This is a genomic window from Lawsonibacter hominis (assembly GCF_014287895.1).
GTDB classification, from domain to species: domain Bacteria; phylum Bacillota; class Clostridia; order Oscillospirales; family Oscillospiraceae; genus Lawsonibacter_A; species Lawsonibacter_A hominis.
The window spans coordinates 1-16,846 of the sequence record NZ_JACOPP010000016.1 but is presented as its reverse complement, the minus strand read 5'-3'; the positions used below and the strand labels follow the sequence as shown (position 1 = coordinate 16,846).

General features: G+C 61.9%; 14 protein-coding genes and 2 pseudogenes. 13 read left to right on the top strand and 3 right to left on the bottom strand.

Features of this window, described 5'->3' with window-relative positions; genetic code table 11:
- Window positions 1–13 precede the first annotated feature (13 nt).
- Window positions 14–301, top strand: a complete 288-nt coding sequence (locus tag H8S57_RS11360; protein WP_186908209.1) for a hypothetical protein — start codon at window positions 14–16, stop codon at window positions 299–301.
- A 60-nt stretch (window positions 302–361) separates the two neighbouring features.
- Window positions 362–1,684: a hypothetical protein gene (locus H8S57_RS11355; RefSeq protein ID WP_186908208.1), complete on the top strand. Its 1,323-nt coding sequence runs from the start codon at window positions 362–364 to the stop codon at window positions 1,682–1,684.
- A gap of 38 nt (window positions 1,685–1,722) precedes the next feature.
- Here the strand turns inward: H8S57_RS11355 and H8S57_RS11350 are convergent, their stop codons facing one another.
- Complete coding sequence (locus H8S57_RS11350) at window positions 1,723–3,120, bottom strand: sigma-54 interaction domain-containing protein (protein ID WP_186908207.1); 1,398 nt, start codon at window positions 3,118–3,120, stop codon at window positions 1,723–1,725.
- Between the two features lie 118 nt (window positions 3,121–3,238).
- Here H8S57_RS11350 and H8S57_RS11345 point away from each other — a divergent pair, with 118 nt between their 5' ends.
- Together H8S57_RS11345 and H8S57_RS11340 are read left to right on the top strand one after the other, a co-directional pair.
- Window positions 3,239–4,519, top strand: coding sequence for a DUF362 domain-containing protein (locus H8S57_RS11345; protein WP_243204802.1), 1,281 nt, complete (start codon window positions 3,239–3,241; stop codon window positions 4,517–4,519).
- A gap of 15 nt (window positions 4,520–4,534) precedes the next feature.
- Window positions 4,535–4,879, top strand: a complete 345-nt coding sequence (locus H8S57_RS11340; protein WP_369807616.1) for a hypothetical protein — start codon at window positions 4,535–4,537, stop codon at window positions 4,877–4,879.
- A gap of 159 nt (window positions 4,880–5,038) precedes the next feature.
- Here the strand turns inward: H8S57_RS11340 and H8S57_RS18050 are convergent.
- Window positions 5,039–5,169: pseudogene (locus tag H8S57_RS18050) on the bottom strand (IS200/IS605 family transposase); the annotation flags it as partial.
- Window positions 5,170–5,449: 280 nt separating this feature from the next.
- Window positions 5,450–6,727 carry an ATP-binding protein gene (locus H8S57_RS11335; RefSeq protein ID WP_186908206.1) on the bottom strand — a complete coding sequence of 426 codons (1,278 nt, stop codon included), beginning with the start codon at window positions 6,725–6,727 and terminating at the stop codon, window positions 5,450–5,452.
- A gap of 1,068 nt (window positions 6,728–7,795) precedes the next feature.
- On the opposite strand from H8S57_RS11335, the gene H8S57_RS11330 reads away from it, so the two are divergent.
- From H8S57_RS11330 to H8S57_RS11290, 9 genes and pseudogenes are all read left to right on the top strand, one after another.
- Window positions 7,796–8,716 (top strand): tyrosine-type recombinase/integrase, encoded by a 921-nt coding sequence (locus tag H8S57_RS11330; RefSeq protein ID WP_186908205.1) that lies wholly within the window; start codon window positions 7,796–7,798, stop codon window positions 8,714–8,716.
- A 49-nt stretch (window positions 8,717–8,765) separates the two neighbouring features.
- Entirely contained in the window at window positions 8,766–8,921 is a 156-nt protein-coding gene (locus H8S57_RS11325; RefSeq protein WP_186908204.1) for a hypothetical protein, read from the top strand.
- 36 nt (window positions 8,922–8,957) lie between these two features.
- Window positions 8,958–10,670 carry a recombinase family protein gene (locus H8S57_RS11320; RefSeq protein ID WP_186908203.1) on the top strand — a complete coding sequence of 571 codons (1,713 nt, stop codon included), beginning with the start codon at window positions 8,958–8,960 and terminating at the stop codon, window positions 10,668–10,670.
- A 65-nt stretch (window positions 10,671–10,735) separates the two neighbouring features.
- Window positions 10,736–10,858: pseudogene (locus H8S57_RS11315) on the top strand (alpha/beta-type small acid-soluble spore protein); the annotation flags it as partial.
- Window positions 10,859–11,147: 289 nt separating this feature from the next.
- A complete protein-coding gene (locus H8S57_RS11310) occupies window positions 11,148–11,927 on the top strand; it encodes a TIGR00282 family metallophosphoesterase (RefSeq protein WP_186908202.1) in 780 nt (259 codons plus the stop codon).
- A gap of 83 nt (window positions 11,928–12,010) precedes the next feature.
- Window positions 12,011–13,105 carry a metallophosphoesterase family protein gene (locus H8S57_RS11305; protein ID WP_186908201.1) on the top strand — a complete coding sequence of 365 codons (1,095 nt, stop codon included), beginning with the start codon at window positions 12,011–12,013 and terminating at the stop codon, window positions 13,103–13,105.
- Window positions 13,102–15,366 carry an ATP-binding protein gene (locus H8S57_RS11300; protein ID WP_186908200.1) on the top strand — a complete coding sequence of 755 codons (2,265 nt, stop codon included), beginning with the start codon at window positions 13,102–13,104 and terminating at the stop codon, window positions 15,364–15,366. Before H8S57_RS11305 ends, H8S57_RS11300 begins: the two co-directional genes overlap by 4 nt.
- A gap of 40 nt (window positions 15,367–15,406) precedes the next feature.
- Window positions 15,407–16,021, top strand: coding sequence for a signal peptidase I (gene lepB, locus H8S57_RS11295; protein WP_186908199.1), 615 nt, complete (start codon window positions 15,407–15,409; stop codon window positions 16,019–16,021).
- Entirely contained in the window at window positions 16,018–16,623 is a 606-nt protein-coding gene (locus tag H8S57_RS11290) for a DUF3795 domain-containing protein (protein ID WP_186908198.1), read from the top strand. The genes lepB and H8S57_RS11290 overlap by 4 nt, the downstream gene beginning before the upstream one ends.
- Window positions 16,624–16,846: the final 223 nt, after the last annotated feature.

Here is a 16,846-nt window from a genome sequence, read left to right as displayed (position 1 = left end):
GAGGGAAATCCCTGTGGAAGGAAAAAAGCAGATGACCCGGCAGGAGCAGATCGTGATAGCCGCCGTTCTGGGGATCATGGCGGCCTCCATCGCCGTGTGGCAGTATTTCCACAATGAGGCTCTGGCCATGTTGGGACTGGCTGTGATCTGCGGCATCGCCGCCGCGGACTGCTTTCTGTCCATACGGACGGAGGGCGGGGCTCGGCAGGCGGTGAGACGCAGGTTCTTCATGGGCCTGGGCGCCGTCATCATGCTCGTGATTCTGCTCTATCTCGTCTACACGCAGCTTCTCGGTATTTAAGGATGCCTTCCGCCGGATCCGTACCGGAACAATCAAAACGAAAAAAGGAGAGGAACCGTTATGGCATTTCAGCTTTGTGCCCTGATTATCTCTGTCCTGATCATATCCCTCCTCATTTTGAAGGGGCTGCACCCCATCCTGTCGGTGATCATCGGCTGCTCGCTGATGATCTGGACCAATGGCCTGCCCTATGCCGCCACCTTTACCAGCGGACTGGAATCCTGGGGCGCGGCCATGATGCCCACCATCTTCGTCACGCTGCTGGGCGCCGCATTCGGCGTGCTGTACACCAAGTGCGGAGCGATTGACAGTCTGGCCCGCTTCCTGATGAAGCCCTCCGGCCTGATGAAGAGCGCCAACGGAAAAATCGTCATGTGCATTCTGGGTCTGGTGGCTTTCCGGGTGGTTCTGGGCATCGCCGGCTTCGCCAATGAGGCCATCATCGTCACCATGCTGGCCGTGTCCGGCGTCATCTTCCGCACGGCCGATGTGGACCGCCGCCATCTCCCGGCGCTGACCGCGTTCGCCGCCTCCGTCGGCACCTGCCTGCCTGGCGCGCCCACCATGATCAACGTGTTCCTCCAGCTCAACCTGCCCGGCTACAGCGCCACCGCCTATTTCATCCCCCGTTTGATCCTCTGGATTCTGTTTGTGGTGCTGTTCTGCCTGTTCATGACCATCTGGCTGGCCCGGGACCGCCGGAAGGGCGCCCACTTTGAGCCGGGCAACATGATCCTGCCCGAGCTGGCGGACGGCGCCAAGCTCCCGCCCGTGTGGCTGTGCTTCATCCCGATCCTGGTGGTGATTGTGATCTACAGCGTGGTCGGCCTTGATGCCTGGATCTCCATCGGCATCGGCGTGATCGCCGCCATCCTGTGCCTGTGGAAGTACTACCCCGTGGATGAGAACTCCAAGACCCGTTTCGGCTCTGTGCTGGAGTACTGCGGCCAGGGCGTCATGCTGATTCCCATCCAGCTGATGCTCATGGTGCTGCCCACCATGATCCTGACCCAGTCCCCCGCCTTTACCTGGGGTGTGGAGGCACTGGCGGAGAGCGGCCTGCCCATGGTGGTGTCCCTGGCCATCATCGTGCTGATCATGATGTTCTTTGCCGGCCTGGGCGGCGTGCCCGCGATCTGCCCCACCTTCCTCAACGTGTTCATGCCCTCCGGCATCTCCATGTACACCTTTGCGGCCCTGGTCACCTGGGGCGTGGCGTTCTCCGGCGGCCTGCCCACCAACGCATCCATCACCGTGGAATCCAACCTGGCGGACTGCAGCGTCAAGAAGACCTATCCATCCATCTTCATCGGCAGCATCTGCACCGCTGTGATCCTGTACATCCTGGCCATCCTCACCGGACTGATGGGCGTCTGGGGCTGATACGGCAGCAGGGACTGCCCCAAGGGCAGTCCCTGCGTTCAAGCACCTGATTCCCGGTGGAGGGCGAGGCCGTACTTCCTGGCCTTGCGGCTCAGAGTGGAGGCGTCGATGCCCAGCCGTTTTGCCGCCCGGCGCAGGCTCTTTTCCTCTTCCAGCGCCTCCTGGAGCAGCTGCTTTTCATAGGCGTCCAGCTTGTCCTCCAGTGTGCTGCCCGGCCTGCCGGGCCCGGTCACGGGATGGCGGAAGACGGTTTGCAGCTGCTCGCAGCTCAGACCCTCCGACGTAGGGGAGCAGACCACGTAATATTCCACCACATTTTGCAGCTCCCGCACGTTGCCCGGCCAGTCATAGGACTTGAGCAGCTCTTCAATATCGTCGGGAAATACCAGATTCCTGTTGTACTTCCCGCAGTAGATGGACAGATAGTAGGAGGCCAGCAGGAAGATATCGCTCTTGCGCTCTCGGAGGGGGGGGATCCGCACCGGGATCACCGCCAGCCGGTAATAGAGATCCTCCCGGAACTTCCCCTCCACGATCTTCTGGTTGAGATCTACATTGGTGGCGGCGATGATCCGAACATCGGTATGGCGCACCTTGGTGCTGCCAATGCGGTAGACCTCGCCGTGCTGGAGGGCGCGCAGCAGCTTGGGCTGCAATTCCGGCGGCATGTCGCCGATCTCGTCCAGGAAGAGGGTACCGCCGTTGGCCACCTCCAGAAGCCCCTTTTTTCCCTTGGCGTTGGCCCCGGTAAAGGCCCCGGGCTCATAGCCGAAGAGTTCCGACTCCAGCAGGTGGGCGGGAATGGCGGCGCAGTTGATCTTCACATAAGGCTGCTCCGAGCGGCTGCTCAGGGCCTGGATGCAGTCGGCCGCCACCTCCTTGCCGCAGCCGGACTCTCCAGTAATGAGTACGCTGGCGGAGCTGGGCCCGATTTGCTTGAGAAACTCCCGCAGCCGGACCATGCTCTGGTGGCGGCCCATGAGGGGCCGGAGGATGGCCGCGTGCCGGTCCGCCGCGGACTGGATGTGGACGCTGCGCTCCGTGCTGGCCACAAGGGCCTCGAAGCTGCGGCGCACCTCGTTCAGAGCGGCCTCGTTTTCCATGGTCATCCCCACAAACCGGATGGCGCCGGCCTCATCGAACATGGGAATGGCGGTGATGAATACGAAGCCGTCCATCCGCCGAATCGTGCGGCATATCATGCGCTGGTAGAGAAACACGTCGGGGAGCATGGGATCTCCGGTAAAATAGGTCTCCGGCTGTCCCACCGCCCGGTCGGCGTCCACGCCACACTCCCGGGCAAAAGAACGGTTCATGTAGAGAATTTTCCCGTCGCGGTCAAACAGCGCCAGGGAGATCCGGAATGCGTTTCCCACCGTGCGGATATCGGCGGGAATTGGCTCGTCCCCAACCGGCGGTATCAGTTGTTCCTGCATGCATGTCCCTCCCAGGTGCGGCCCACTGTGCCAAATTTTGACCATTCAACTTGTTTCATTAAATCATATTTTCCAAAAAACATCAAGAATGTAATCGCAGTCAAAGGAGGTCTTGGCATTGTCTGAGAAGAAGTCTATTGTTGCCCTGGCAAAGGAGCCCACGATTCAGGAGAGTGTCACCAAGGTGTTTGAACTCATGGGCGGCGTGTCATCGCTGGTGGAGAAGGGCTCCACCGTGGTTCTGAAGCCCAACGCGGGACACGTGGCGCCCCCGGAGAGCGCCGTGTGTACCAATCCGGACGTGGTGCGCGCCGTGATCCGGGAGGTGAAAAAGGCTGAGCCCAAGCGCATCATCATCGCGGAGGCCGCGGCCATCGGCTGCGACACCATGGAGTGCTTCGAGGCCTGCGGGCTCACCCAGGTGGCCAAAGAGGAGGATGTGGAGCTCATCGACATCAAGCGGGAGAAGGATCTGATCAACATTCCGGTGCGGGGTTACCACTCCAATATCTCCCATGTCAAGCTGCCCCGGTTCCTCCTGGAGGCGGAGCACATCATCAACCTGCCGATTTTGAAAGCCCATGCCAGCATGGTGTTCTCCTGCGCCCTGAAAAACATCAAGGGCGTGGTACAGGACAAGGTCCATCTGGACATGCACCGGGAGAACCTGACCATGGCGATGATGGACGTGTGGTGGGCCGTACGGGCGGACATCAACATTGTGGACGCCATCTATGCCGCCGGAGGCTTCTCCCCCCATACCCCTGTCCCTGAGTATATCGGCTGCATCATGGGCTCCCGGGATCCCGTGGCCGTAGATCGGGTGGCCTGCCATCTCAGTGGAATCAACCCCGACGAGGTCAGCTACTTCAAGGTGGCGGCCGAAGTGGGCCTGGGCGCCGCCACAGATGAAGAGATCGAGGTCATCGGGGAGAAGGTGGCCGACCACGCCATCCACATGTGGGTGCCCTATTTGGGAGACATGAGCACGCGGTGGCCGGAATACCGCATCTTGTGCGAGAACGCCTGCTCCAGTTGTCAGGCCCTGCTGGCCCTGAACATGGAGACCCTGAAAGCCATTGGGGAGTACGACAAAAACACCGACGCGGTGATTGTGGTGGGCCGCAAGGATTCTATTCCAGAGGATATTCCCAAGGAGCGGCTGATTCTCCACGGCAACTGCACCCGGAAGTGGCGCGACCGCGGCCTGTTTATCGAGGGCTGCCCGCCCGCCGAAGGGGGGCTGCACAACACCATCATCGACCGCAGCGAGATGAATGACGACACCGCCACAGCGGAGGACATTGAGCGGATTGTCACCCGGAAGGCCGCGACGGCGCCGGTGTGGAGGGAGTACGTGCTCAAAATGGCGGAGGAATACCACAGACAGAACGGGTAGAACGGAGAGGGGAGCGTGAACGGCGTGGACGGACATGAGCCGTGTGGGCAGTGCGCCGCGTCCGGCTCCGTGCAGGGGTTTGACGTGGTGCCCAGTTCCCCGGAGATGCGTGGCCTTTTGGAGGAGATTTTTACGGACCGCTTTATGGCGAAATATACCAACTTCGAGAATTTTGAGTCCTTCCGCTACTCCAGCGCGGTGGTGGTGAACTGGGAGTCGGATGTGCTGATTTATGCGCGGGAACGCTTGGATGCCATTGTGCGGGAGAGCACCCAATTCTCCTCGTGGGAGGAGATGGTCAGATCTGCGGCGGATCTGCGCTATGGCCCCTCTGGAGATGTGCCGGACAAGGACGAGTAAGCAGCGTTGCCCAAGGTAAAACTACCGGCTGTGTCAGTGGCTCAAATAAGCCCTAGAGGGCTTACTACAGACAAAGCCCCTTGAGGGGCCCGAAACGGTTTGCCGAGTGCATTACTTTTTCGGGATGTCCCTTAAGGGGCTTGTGTAATTGCCTTATTTTTACTTACTACCCATAAACGGGTCAGTGAGTTCCTCTAGGCTCACTTGATCCGCTATCTGGTTTTCTTGCAGTTGGTTAGCTATGTACGCTTAATTGCTTTCTTGTTTCGTCCCACTGTATCTACATAATAAAATATTGGAGAGTTACTCTGCAATTCGGCTTTCGTTTTTCCCTACCCATTCACATGGAACCCTCTTCACCAAAATTCTCAGTTCCGTCACTTGCATTTTAACTTGCTGAATTGCTCATACAGCATGGTATTGCTCTTCTCTTTCAGATACACATAAAGTGTAATACTAACATTTCCGGTGGTATCTCTACAAACAGATGGATGTGGCTGGGGCACGCTTCCGCTTCTATGATCTTGTCTCCTTGGGAGACAAAGAGGCTAAGATAAGTTTTGAACAGCTTTATGCCATTAGCGCCGTCACCGGCACCACGAACACCCCATCCGGTCTCTGATATGCCGCATTTGCCATACCGCACAGGACGCACAGCACGGCGGGGGGCTTGCCCTTGAGGTCCGCCTCGATCTGCTTTTTGATCTCCAGCAAGTTCCCCGCCGCAGCGTCGATCTGGTTGGCCCCCAGCTTGATCTCAAAGGCGCACCACTGGCTGTCGGGCAGTTCGATTACCGCGTCGATCTCTTGATTTTTGTAATCCTGATAGTGATAGAGATGTGCTCCAAAGGACTCGGCATAAATTCGCAGGTCCCGCTCACACAAGGCCTCAAAGAGAAAGCCAAGGGTCTCCAAATCCCCCAGTAGCCCGGCAGGCGTGGCCTTCAGTAGGGCGCAGGCCAGAGAGGGGTCGGCAAAGTGCCGTTTCTCCGCCTGTTTCACCCGTACAGAGGAGCGGATGCCGGAGGAGAAGGGCGGCTGGTTGTCCGTAATAAACAGCCGCTTGAAGATGTCCAGGTAGGCCGCCACGGTGTTGGCGTCGATGTCCTCGTCGTCCACCGCCTTGATGTCCTTCATCAGCGTTTTATTGGTGACAGTGGTGCTCTCGTTCCGGGCCAGGGAGCGCAGCAGCAGACGCATCTTCTGGGTGTCCCGCCTTACTCCGTCGATCCGATACACGTCATCGTCAATGACGGCGTCCAGGTATTGAGCCGGGAGCAGCGCTGCCTGCTCCAGCGGCAGGCCCAGGCTCCCCGGCCATCCGCCCCGGATAATCAGTTCGATCAGTTTCTTCAAGTCCACCTCGCCAGTTATGGCAGGCGTCAATGTCCCATGGCACAACTGCTCCAGCGAGACCTTGCCGCTGGAGTCACCGGACTCCCACAGGGACATGGGGCGCATCCGCAGACGGGCGATGCGCCCCGCGCCGCTGTGGAGGATGCCCTTATGGTTTGGCGTTGCGGAGCCGGTAAGGATAAACTGCCCCTTCTGGGCGCTTTGATCCACCTTGTAGCGCACCGCATCCCAGAGGGGCGGCACCTCCTGCCACTCGTCGATAAGGCGGGGCGTCTCCCCATCCAGTACCAGAGCGGGGGACAGCTCTGCCAATTGGCGGTTCTGGAAGTTGCCGGCGGGGTCGCCGATGTAGATCTCGCTCTTGCTGTGGTAGGAGGAGGTCCAGGTCTTGCCGCACCATTTCGGCCCCTCGATGCAGACGGCGCCAAAGGCGGACAGGTATTCCTCCACCTGCCGGTCAATGATGCGGGGCTTGTAGTTTCGCTTGTCCATGGCATTCACCTCAAGAATTCAGTGAAATTATTATATTCTATTCAGATAAATTTTACAACTCTATTCAGCCAAATTTCAAAAAACTGTTCGGGTTGTTTTAACACAGTGTTAGTGTCGGAGTATTAGACCATATATAGAATTGAAACGCCAAAACACAACATATAGTATTTTTTGCTTGACAAACCCGGTATTTTGTGGTATGTAGAAATTGTGATTGATTTTTGTGCGTACTCCGCTGAAATGCGGGGGCTGGCATTTGCCTGTGAGCAGGGAAAACCTGCATTGCACACGTTGTTAAGTTTGTACGTTTCAGCCGTGGTCGTACTATGCCCATCGGCTGCTTTCATTTTGGCGATACGGCGTTGCGCCGAAGAAAGGATTTGTTTCTTCGGACAGCCACAAGAAAGAATATAGTCACCTGTTTGAGGGTGCGAAAAGTTTACTGCTTGAGTCTATCGGGCATAGAAGGAACTTTTCGTACCCTCTTTTTGCGTCCATGTCCCATTGCCCTGTTGAGGGCCGCCCCAGATCCTGCCAGTCTGAGGTGAGGCGATAAAGGAATTCCAGACGAATCATGACCGATACCCTCCTCCGCGTCGAGGTGTGCGGAGGGATTTGGGATGTAACACCTCGGGGCCTGTGGCAGCAGGCTTACCCCTCCCTGCTCCGGCGTTGCGCCGGTTCGGCAGCACGGAGGACGCACACTCCTGATCCCGGCCGAAGGGATCACACGACACACGCGGGCCATGGTGTTTGCCATCCCCCGCAGCCGAGTTCAGCGGCCGTGTCGGCAGTCGTCGTCGGAGCAATACGCACCGACAACAGGGACCATCCCCATACTGCGTCCGTACTGACCTGGCTCAAAATGGAAGAGAGACAGACGTTTGCCGGCAGATCGCTCTATGCACCAAAGCGCCTCTGTTCCAAGGGATTTCGGCTGCGTCAAGCCGCCGATCCCCTGGAGTTTTCTCTGGAAATCCGGCGGAAACAGACGGACTTGCCAAGGGGTGGACTGCGCCCATCTGAACGACCTATGATAAATATGGTAAAAAGGAGAGCTTTTCATATATGGCAAAATCAATCCAAAACTTAGGCCTCTACCTGACTCTGGTGAGTCAACTGGACAAGCTGGCCCGCCACAACCGCCAGGGCAGTTTCCGCACCAAGGAACGCTACTACGAGGCGTTCAAGCGGTTCTGCGCCTATCTGGCGGACGAGTATCATCTGCAAAAGCTGGAGAACATCAGCGGCAAGCACCTGACCAGCTACGCCCTCTGGATGCAGGAGAGCGGCAAGTCCGCCTCCACCATCAAGACCGACCTGGCCGCCATCCGGTTCTTCCACGACAAAATGAGTCGGCCCAAGTATCAGCTGCCCACCAATGACGAGCTGGCCGTGGAACTGGAGCGGCGCTGTTTCGGCGGCGTGGACCGCACCTGGAGCAACATCGAGTTCAACAAAATGCTGGGCAAGGCGCTGGCCGAGGACCGCTATGACTTCATCCTGGCCCTCTATCTGGGCCGGTACGCCGGTCTGCGCATTCACGAGTGTTTCCGCATCGACACTGCCACGGCGGAGCGGGCCCTCCGAGAAAATGCCATCACCATCAAGGGCAAGGGTGGCAAGGTCCGTATTGTTCCCATCAACGAGCAGATCGCCGTTGCCATGCGGAAACAGCTGGACCGCACTCCCCGGGGCCAGAAACTTCTGGTGCCCGACGATATGCACACGGATCGGGCCATCAACCTGTTGCAGCTCTTCATCATGAAACACCGGGATGAGGTGCGGGACGCGGGCTCCGACCGGCCCTTGACCTTCCACGGGCTGCGACATACCTACGCGGCGGAGAAGTACCGGGAACTGACTGGTAGTGGCAGGAGCGCCCTGGACGCCCACTTCGCCGTGTCCCGGCTGCTGGGCCACGAGCGGGCCGATGTGAGCAATATCTACTTGGCCTCTCTGCCCAAAGGAGAGCGCCATGGGAAATAACGGAATGAATCATAAGCGTCCGGGTCAAACTACGCCCGGAGGCGAATGTATGGAACAGCAAGAGATCACACTGGGACAGGTCACCTATCAGATCAGCCGGGTCTACACCGGAACCCGCCCAGCCTCAGAACTGGTGGCGGAGCGTCTGGCCAAGCGACTGGCGGAAAATCCTCCCTTTGACGAAGGGCACCCCAAGGTCATATAATGGCCTTGTGGGTCGGTTCGTCGTAAGGAGGCGAGGATGAGAACCGACAAATTGACGCTGGGGTTCGCCTATCTGCGGCTGTCCAACGAGGAGGCCCAGGGCGGCGAGTCCTCCAGTATCACCAATCAGCGCATGATTGTGCAGAACTACTGCAAGCAGAACGGCATCACCCTGGTGCGGGAGTTTGTGGACGACGGCTACTCCGGCGGCAACTTTGACCGGCCGGCGTTTCAGGAGATGATGCGTCAGCTCTCCCAAGGCAAGGCCAACACCGTCATCACCAAGGACCTCTCCCGACTGGGCCGCGATATGCGGGAGGCCAGCTACTACGCCGAGCAATTCTTCCCGGAGCACGGCATCCACTATATTGCCATTGGGGACAACTTCGACACTGAGCGGGAGAACATTATGGCCCCCTTCCTGTTCGCCATGAACGAGGTCTACCTGCGGGACGGTTCCCGGAAGGTGAAGGATGTGCTCCGCAGCAAGCGGGAGAGTGGCCAGTACTGTGCCTGCCCGCCCTACGGCTACCGTAAGGACCGGGAGGACAAGTACCGGCTGGCCCCCGATGAGCAGACCGCCCCGGTGGTACAGCGCATCTTTGAGCGGGCGGCCAAGGGGGACTCCTCCCGGAAGATCGCTTTGGACCTGAACGCCGACGGGATCATCCCGCCGCTGAAGTACCGGGTGCTGTATCGGGACGAGTTCAGTCGGGAGGGCGCCGCCCGGGCCAGCGATGTGTGGAACTACACCACGGTGAAGCGGATCCTGAAAAACCCGGTCTATCTGGGCCACACCCTGTTGGGCAAAAGCAAAAAGGTCAGCGTGAAGTCGAAGAAAAAAGTCCCGGTCCCCCGGGACGACTGGGCGGTGACGGAGAACACCCACCCGCCTCTGGTCACGCAGCAGCTCTATGAGCGGGCCCAGCAGAATCTGGGCCGGGGCAGCCGGGATTACCGGGCCTACGACCAGGTGCGAAAGAGCATCTTCTCCGGCATCGCCGTCTGCGCCAAGTGCGGCTATTCCCTTTGCTCCTGCGGCACGGTCTACAAGGGGGAGCGGGAAAAGTACTGGTATCTCTCCTGCACCCACCAGCGGCAGGATATTGCCGAGCCCTGCACCGGGGTTCGGGTGCGGTACGCCGACCTGTTGGAGGTGGTGCGGCAGGATCTGAACCACCTTCTGTCCATGACAGACGACCAGATGGAACGGATGGTAAAAGAGGCCCTCAAGCGCTTTGGCAGTGAGGAAGTCCTCAAGGCGAAGAAACTCCAGCGGGAGCAGGCGGAGGCCCGGCTATTGACCATCGACAAGATGGTGGGCAAGCTCTATTTGGACAACGCCGAGGGCCGCCTGGACGACGACCGGCTCCGGCGGATGATGGCCGACTTGGAGAAGGAGTCCGCCGGGCTGAAGGCGACGTTGGCCGAGCTGAGCGCGGTCAGCCCCGCCCACGAGGTAGAGGAAAACTACCGCCGCTTTTTCGCCCTGGCCAGGGAGTACACCCAGATTTCAGAGCTGAACCGGGACATTCTGCTGACCTTTGTGGAGAAGATCGAAGTTGGGCCCAAGGAATATCCCGACGGCACCGTGAAGGCCACCCATCGCAATCAGCCCTATCGGCAGAGCATCCGCATCTTTTACAAGTTCATCGGAGAGATGCAGACGGACACAATTCGGGCTCTGCCCGTTGATGTCTCCATCTTAAAACAGAGCGAAAATTTGGACAATGAGCCAAATTCGGCGTGATGTTTTTGTCGAACTGAGACAAGAAATTTGGCCTCAAACCCCTTTGAGATGGAGAAGGAACACCAAGGGAAGTGGGCGTCAACCTGAAGCAGGGCTATAACGGCGACCTGACCAGCCGCGAGGCCGGTTCTGTCGGCGGCCAGATGGTCAAGAAGATGATCGAGGCCTACGAGAACGGCATGAAGTAAAAGCTGCCCCAAAAGCAGTGTAAAAATACGGGGGGAGGGTTTTTGCCCTCCCCCCGTATTTCAGGCCTTCCCGCAGCGAGCGGGCGCGCCGCCCGCTCTGCAAACGCAGCCTGGTTGGGCCCCAACGATTCCATCTTGGGAATTGGAAGATATACGATTGCCCTTTTTCAAAAAATCACATATAATAATAGCCTGTGAATCTCCTCAGCGAACACCGGCCATACGGTTTTCCGGGCAGGGTACGGGCGGGAGGCCCCTGTTCCGCTGAGGCAGGCAAAGGAGGCGCGCCATGATCCTGAACGTACTGGCTGTGGGCGACGTAGTGGGCGACGGCGGTCTGGACTATCTGGGCCAACACCTGCGGGCGCTGAAAAAGCTGAAAAACATCCACTTTACGGTCGTCAACGGCGAAAACGCCTCCGGCGTGGGCATCCTGCCCCGGCAGGCCCGGGCCATCTTCGACGCGGGGGCGGACGTGGTCACCCTGGGCAACCACACCTGGAACCGCATCCAGATCGCGGACTTTCTGGAGGACGACCGCTATACCCTGCGTCCGGCCAACTATACCAGCCGGGTCCCCGGCCGCGGCTGGGGCGTGTACGACGGCCCGCAGGGGCTGCGCATCGGGGTGCTCAACCTGATCGGCCGGTGCGAGATGGACAGCAATTTTGAAAATCCCTTCACCACGGCCGACCGGGCCCTGAAGGGCATGGGCGCCGACGTGGTGCTGGTAGACTTTCACGCCGAAGCCACCAGCGAAAAGGGGGCTATGGCCTGGTATCTGGACGGGCGCGCCCAGGCGCTCTGGGGCACCCACACCCACGTGCCCACCGCCGACGCCCAGGTGCTGCCCAAGGGGCTTGGCTTTGTGACCGATCTGGGCATGACGGGTCCGTCCCACAGCGTGCTGGGCATCCGGCCCGAGCAGGCGATCAACCGCTTCCTGGGGGGGCTGCCCCGGCGCTTCGAGCCCGCCGACGGCCCCTGCAAGCTAGAAAGCGCGGTTTTTTCCATCGACACCGACACCCGGACCTGTATCGGCGCGGAGCGCCTGGACCTGCACGGCTGAACCGGCGCCTCCGCCGGACAAACCGGTCCGCCCTGTTCCCACAGGGCGCGGATCGACGAAACCAATTCTGGAAAGGAATCGATATGCTGACCATTCTCCACGCCGCGGACCTGCATCTGGACGCGCCCTTCGCGTCTTTGGCGCCGGAGCAGGCACGCCGGCGCCGTGCCGAACAGCGGGAGCTTCTGGAGCGCCTTGCCGCTCTGGCCCGGACGCAGCAGGCGGACCTGGTACTGCTCTCCGGCGACCTGCTGGACTCCGGCGAAACTTACCACGAGACCGTTCAGGCCCTCTCCTCCGCCCTGGGGCGGATGGAGGCGCAGGTCTTCATCGCCCCCGGCAACCATGACTTTTACTCGCCCCGCTCCATCTACGCCGGGACGCGCTGGCCGGAAAACGTACATATTTTTTCCACCGTGCAGGTGGAATCCGTGGAACTGCCTGCACTGGGCTGCGTGGTCCACGGCGCCGCCTTCACCACGCCCCTGGCCGACCGTTCCCCCCTGATGGGCTTTGCCGCTCCCCGGGACGGGCGGACCCACCTGATGGTCCTGCACGGGGACGTAGACGGCCGGGACCGTTACGGCCCGATCCGTACCGAGGATATCGCCTCCAGCGGGCTGACCTACCTGGCCCTGGGGCATGTCCATGCCTGCTCGGGCCTGCAGCGGGCGGGCGGCACCTGGTGGGCCTATCCCGGCTGCCCGGAGGGCCGCGGCTTTGACGAGCTGGGAGACAAGGGCGCGCTCCTGGTGCGCGTGGACGGCGGGGAGGTCTGCGCGGAATTCGTACCCCTGGCGCTGCGGCGCTACGGCATCCTGACGGTGGACGTGAGCGCAGCGCCGTCCCCCGAGGCGGCGCTGCTGTCCGCTCTGCCGGAGGGAACGCAGCGCGACTGCTACCGCCTGATCCTCACCGGGGAGCGGGAGACGGCCCTGGATCTGGCCGCCCTGGAGGCCCTGGCGGCGCCCCGCTTCTACTCCCTGTCCCTGCGGGACGAGACCCGCCCCCGGCGGGACCTGTGGGCGCGCTCGGACGAGGACAGCCTGACCGGCCTTTTCCTGCGTCAGATGCGCCGGCGTCTGGCGGAGGAGACGGACGCCCGCGCCCGGGCCCGGCTGGAGCAGGCCGCCCGCTTCGGTCTGGCGGCGTTGGAGAACGGGGAGGATGTGCCATGATCATCCATACCATGCGTGCCTGCTTCGGCCGGCTGCAGCAGGAGGAATTGGTCCTGCAGGCGGGGCTGAACGTGATCGAAGCGCCCAACGAGGGCGGAAAATCCACCTGGTCGGCCTTTCTGCGGGCCATGCTCTACGGTATCAATACCAAGCAGCGGGACAAACAGGGCTATATCGCGGAGAAAAACCGGTACCAGCCCTGGTCGGGCGCGCCCATGGAGGGTACGATGGAGCTGACCTGGCAGGGCAGGGACATCACGCTGCGCCGGAGCAGCCGGGCGGGGGCCCCCTTCGGCAAATTGGAAGCCGTATGGACCGGCACGGAGGAGCCGGTGCCCGGCCTGACGGGAGAGAACTGCGGGGAGACCCTGGTGGGCGCGCCCCGGGAGGTCTTTGAGCGCTCCGCCTTTGTGGGCCAGGGCAATACCACCATCGACGGCGCGCCCGCCCTGGAGGGGCGCATCGCCGCCCTGGCCTCCAGCGGGGAGGAGGACGTGTCCTATTCCCAAGTGGAGCGGAGGCTCAAGGACTGGCGCAACCGCCGCCAGCACAACAGGACCGGTCTGATCCCCAGGCTGGAAGAGGAACTGGCCGTGCTGGACGACACGCTGGCCCGGCAGGCCAAAGCCCACCGTCTGGCCGAGGAGGCCCGGCGGGAGCTGGAACGGCTGGAGGCGGAGATCGCCCGGCTGGATCGGGAACTGGCCGTCCACCGGGGCCGGCAGCAGGCCCAACGCCGCCAGCGGTACGAGGCGGCCTGCGCCGCCCGCGCCCAAGCGCAGGCTCTGGTGGACGATCTGGAGGCCCAGCGCAGCCGTCATGGCACGCCCCCGGACGTGGAAACGCTGCGCAAGGCACAGGAGGATCTGAACTATCTCAATACCGTCTCCGCCAACCAAAAGCTGGCCCAGCGCCAGGCGGAGGAGGCCCGGCAGAGGGCGGAGCAGGCGCTCGCCGCCGCCCGTGACCCCCTCTTTCCCGGACAGACCCCCGACGAGGCGTGGCGGCAGGCCAACGCCGACGCCCAGGCGGCGGGACACACGCCCCGGTACGGCGGGCGATATGCCGCAGGCGCAGCCCTTCTGGCCGTGGGTCTGGCGGGCCTTCTGAGCGCGGTGTGCGGTGTTCTGCCCGCCCCGCTGGGCGGAAGCGTAGCGTCGATTCTGGTCTCGGCCGGGGCGGCTGCCGCCCTGGCCGCGTCCGGCATCGCCCTGCTGGTCACCGCCCGCCTGGGGGCGCGGCGCGCCGCCGGGCGCCGGATGGAACGGCTGGACCGCTATGGCGCGCAGACCCCCGAGGACATCCTGAGCCGGGCCAACGCCTACCGGGAGTCCTGCGTAGTGGCGGCACAGACGCAGCAGCAGCGGGAGGCGGTGGAGTCCGCCCTGGCGGAACTGACCGGCCAGCAGGAAACGCTGAAAGCCGCCCTGCTGTCGCTGGTCCACACCTTTGCCCCCGGCGTTCGCGATCTCTTCGGGATTTCGGCGGCCATCTCCCGGGCGCTGAGCCTGGAGGAGCGCCTCTCCCACGCGCGGGTCCAGCTGGAGGGGGCGGCGCAGCTGGCCGACAGTCTTCCCCGCCCCCAGCCGGGCGAGGCGGAAGCGCCGGAAGGGGTGGAGCCCCGCTTTGACCCGGCGGAGACGGCCGCCCGCCGGGCGGCCGCAGAGGGAGAGGCCGCCCGTCTGCGCAACGCCCAGGCCCTGGCCCAGGGGGAGCTGAACACCCTGGGGGATCCGGACCGCTTCCGCCTGCGCCGGGAGGAGATCCTGGAGGAGCTGGAGCGCCGCCGCGGGGAGCAGGAAGCGCTTACCCTGGCTCTGGACGGCCTGGCCCAGGCCAACGGCGAGCTTCAGGCCCGCTTCTCACCGGAGCTGAACCGGGCGGCGGGGGAGATCCTCTCCCGTCTTACCGGCGGCAAATACGGCCAGGTCTCCCTCACCCGTCAGTTTGAGGCGCTGGCGGCGCAGGCCGGCGGCCTGACGCCCCGCCGGGCGCTGACCCTGTCCCAGGGCACGGCGGATCAGCTCTACCTGGCGGTGCGCCTTGCGGTGTGCCGGCAGGTGCTGCCGGACGACGACCCCGTCCCCCTGGTGCTGGACGACGCGCTGGCCAATTTCGACGATTCCCGCATGGGGCTGGCGCTGGATTACCTGACCCAGCTGGGGCGGGAGCGCCAGATCCTCCTGTTCACCTGCCACGGGCGGGAGCGGGCGTATCTGGCCGGACGGGCGGACGCCGCCTGCATCCGCTTGCATTCCTGAACGGCATGGGATATAATACCTTTCAACTGATTTGAACGCGATGGAGCTGATACCCTTGGCAAAAAAAGACACCCCCCAGCAGCCGGAAGAGGAGCTTTCCAGCGGCGACTCCCTCAAGCTGGACCTGTATTTCTGGCTCCAGGCCCTGGTCATGGCCCTGGTGGCGCTGATCCTGGTGTTCACCCTGGTGGGGCGCATCATCGGCGTGGACGGAAATTCCATGTACCCCACCCTGCACCACAAGGACATGCTGCTGCTGCAAAGCATCGGTTACGAGCCCCGGCAGGGGGACGTGGTGGTGCTCACCAAGGCGTTCGACACGGTGACCGATCCCATCGTCAAGCGGGTCATCGCTGTGGGCGGACAGACGGTGGAGATCGATTACGGCGCAGGTACCGTCGCTGTGGACGGCGAGGTTCTGGATGAGCCTTATATCAACGAGGCCATGATCGAGCCCTATTATGAAAACCTCACCTCGCTCACCGTGCCGGAGGGATCCATTTTCGTCATGGGCGACAACCGCAACCACTCCTCAGACAGCCGTTATGTGGCCCTGGGCGTGGTGGACGAGCGGTATGTGCTGGGCCGCGCCCTGCTCATCCTGCTGCCTTTCGGACACTTTGGTCCCATCCCCGCGGGTGCGCAGACCGTATGAAGGGCTACCGGAGAGCGGACCCCGCCTTTTCCCTGTGCGGCCTTTGCTGCGGCTTGTGTCCCATGCACCGGGGCGGGCACTGTCCCGGCTGCGGCGGAGGAGAGGGGCACCAGAGCTGCGCCTTCATCCGGTGCAGCCGGGAGCGCGGGGCGGCGGAATTTTGCAGCCAGTGCGCCCAATACCCCTGTCCCCGCTTCGCACAGGCCATGGAGTATGACTCGTTCCTCCCTCACCGGAATATGGTGCGGGACCTGGAACGCTTTGCGTCTATGGGCGCGGCGGCCTTTCGGGCGGAGCTGGACGAAAAATCTTCCCTGTCGGAAACCCTGCTGGCCCACTATAATGACGGGCGGCGCAAGCAGCTGTTCACCACGGCGGTCTATCTGCTTCCGCCTCCGGAGCTGCGGCAGACATTGGCCGCCCTGGATGCGGAGTGTGCCGACGTTTCCTGCGTCCGGGACCGTGCCGCCCTGGCGGCACAGTGCCTCGCCGCCGCCCAGGCGGCGGGATTGGAGCTGAAGCTGCGCAAGAGCCCAAATGCTGAAGTTTTGGGACTGGAATCCCCTGTATGCTGCTTAAGGAAAACAGTTTGTTTGTTATGAATGGGAGGCCGCACTTGCAAGTGCGGCCTCCCATTTTTTCACGAAAATCCCGTATCCGCCTTTGGTTGCCGCTTTACGCAATCCATGCACCTGGCCCTACGGTTCGGGTAGTGTCAAGGATTTTGCGCAAATTGGTTTGCAGGCTCTGGAATGAATGAAGTCAGCCAGCAATGGAGGCGTCCTCAACGGCAGCCTCCAGGTGCTTCATATTCATGTACTTTTT